The organism is Streptomyces sp. NRRL B-24572, from assembly GCF_002156145.1.
GTDB classification, from domain to species: Bacteria; Actinomycetota; Actinomycetes; order Streptomycetales; family Streptomycetaceae; genus Streptomyces; species Streptomyces vietnamensis.
Map to the genome: position 1 here is coordinate 1 of NZ_MWIG01000255.1, position 2,176 is coordinate 2,176.

2 protein-coding genes and 1 tRNA gene are annotated in these 2,176 nt (G+C 73.2%); 1 reads left to right on the top strand and 2 read right to left on the bottom strand.

Annotated features, from left to right (window positions below; translation table 11 throughout):
- Both CCN56_RS15815 and CCN56_RS15820 read right to left on the bottom strand, forming a co-directional pair.
- A partial coding sequence (locus CCN56_RS15815) for a serine/threonine-protein kinase (protein ID WP_086827475.1) occupies window positions 1–1,267 on the bottom strand: 1,267 nt, incomplete at its 3' end.
- Window positions 1,268–1,330: 63 nt separating this feature from the next.
- Complete coding sequence (locus tag CCN56_RS15820) at window positions 1,331–1,879, bottom strand: transcriptional regulator (RefSeq protein ID WP_041130161.1); 549 nt, start codon at window positions 1,877–1,879, stop codon at window positions 1,331–1,333.
- Window positions 1,880–2,009: 130 nt separating this feature from the next.
- Between CCN56_RS15820 and CCN56_RS15825 the strand changes: the two genes are divergently transcribed.
- Window positions 2,010–2,082 (top strand) — tRNA-Ala (locus CCN56_RS15825).
- Window positions 2,083–2,176 lie beyond the last annotated feature (94 nt).

Below are 2,176 nucleotides of genomic sequence, written 5' to 3' on the forward strand. Positions count from 1 at the left end.
CCGGGACCGCCCCCGAAGGTGGCGGTCCCGGCCGCCGTACCGGGGCGAGTGCCGCGGGGGCGGTGGGAGCCGTGGGTGCCGTGACGGGCGGAGGGGCGTACGGCTGCATGGGGGCCGGTCCGTACCCCGCCGGCCGGGTGACCGGCTGTACAGCCGGCGGGGGCAGGTGGAAGCTGCCCGTCTCGGAGGGGCCGGGCAGCGACGGGGCCGCCGGGACGTGAGCGGTGGGCCGGTACGACGGGTGCTGTGGCTGTACGGGCTGCTGTGCGGGCTGTACGGGCGGCTGGGCGGGCTGTACGGGCCGTTCCTGGGTCGGTACGGGCGCGGGCGCCGGTGTCGACGCGGCGGGGCCTGTGGAGGCCGTAGGGCTCGTGGGGCTCGTGGGGACCATGGGGCCTTCGGGGCCGAAGCCGGTCGGCAGCGGGCCCAGTTGGTCGAGGATCTCGACCGACTCCTCGCCGGCCCCCGGTTCGGGCAGCATCTCGACGGCGGCGCTCAGCGCCTTCCGCGCTCCCGTGGCCGTCCGGAACCGGGCCTGCGGATCGGGCTGGAGCAGACCGGCCAGCACCTGCCACAGGGGCTCGGGGACGCCCTCGGGGGCGCCCGGGGTGCCGTGCGCGAGGAAGTGCTCGACCAGGGCCTGGGAGTCCGGCTTGACGCCCTTGAGCAGATAGAGCCCGACCAGTCCGACGGCGAACAGGTCGGCGGTGAAGTCCGGCTCGGCGCCGAGCAGCTGCTCGGGCGCGAAGTAACCGGGCGTCCCCACCACGTAGTTGGTCTCGGTGAGGCGGGGTTCGCCCTTGCGCATGGAGATGCCGAAGTCGGAGAGCCGCAGGTGCGGCCGCCCGGTGCCGGTGACCTCCATGAGGATGTTGGCGGGCTTGATGTCCCGGTGCACGACCCCCTCGGCGTGCACCGTGGCCAGGCCCGACAGCAGCTGGTCGAGCAGCGTGCAGACGAAGCGGGGCGGCAGCGGGCCGTAGTCCCCGATGACGTGGGCCAGCGAGCCGCCGGCCACCAGGTCCATGGTGAACAGGACCTTGTCGTCGTCGGCGGCCCAGCTGGCCGGGGCGAGGACGTGCGGATGGTCGATCCGCAGCGCCTGCTCCCGGACGAAACGGAGCAGCGTGTGCGCGTCGCTCTGCAGGAGCACCTTGGCCGCCACGTAACGGCGCCGCCGGTGGTCCCAGGCGCGCCACACCGCGCCCGCCCCGCCGCGTCCGATCGGGTCGACCAGCTCGTACCGACCAGCGAAGACCTCACCCATCGCGCTGCGCCCGCCCCCGTCTGCGTCGTCTCTCCGAGGTCCCGGCCGGCTGCCGGGCCCGCGTCAGTTCTGGTGCGACTCGTAGTGGGCGACCGCGTCGGCGGTGCGCCCGGCGCCGTACACCCGGAGGAACTCTGCCAGTTCCGGGTGGGCCGGGGCGAGCGAGTCGGCGGCGTCGATGATGTCGCCGGCGGCCGCCACGGAGCGCAGCAGCGACTGGATCTCGCGGACCACGCGGCGCACGGTCGGCGCACCGGAACCGGTGGTGGTCTGGCCCGAGCTGGTGAGGACGGAGCCGCCCTGCGACTTCTTGACCTCGTCCATCCGGTCGGTGGCCTCGGCGGCGCTGACGCTGCCGTCGGCGACCTGGACGGCGAGCTCCTGGAGGGCCTGGACGCGCTGGACGACGGCCGGGTTGCCGATCTTGGCCCGCTGGCCGCTCATCAGCTGGGACAGCATGGGCGCGGAGAGCCCGAGCACGGCCGCGAGCCTGGCCTGATTGAGCCCGAGATCGTCGATCAGGCGACGGAAGAGCGCCCCCAGCGGCTCTCCGTACCAACTGCGCTGAAGCTCTCTGGCTCTTGCCGTGGCTTCCTGCTGCGCTGCGTCCATTGCTTACTCCCCATCCCTTGGGTTCGCCACTGCGAACCCCGGTCAGCATCTTACGGAGAGTGGTCGCCGACCGGGAGTCCCAATCCTTTTGCCGGACATGGGGGGTGACCCGGTACGCTGTCCTCGTTCCGGGGCCTTAGCTCAGTTGGTAGAGCGCTGTCTTTGCATGGCAGATGTCAGGGGTTCGACTCCCCTAGGCTCCACTCGGACAGACCCCCCTGACCTGCGGCAGCGCAGGGCAGGGGGGTCTTTCGCGTTCCGTGCGGGGGCGCGCGGGCAGGCGGCGGGGCCCGGGTC

Excerpts from the sequence above, each read along its gene's own strand:
- CCN56_RS15820 (WP_041130161.1), bottom strand. The coding sequence starts at position 1,879 with ATGGACGCAGCGCAGCAGGAAGCCACGGCAAGAGCCAGAGAGCTTCAG.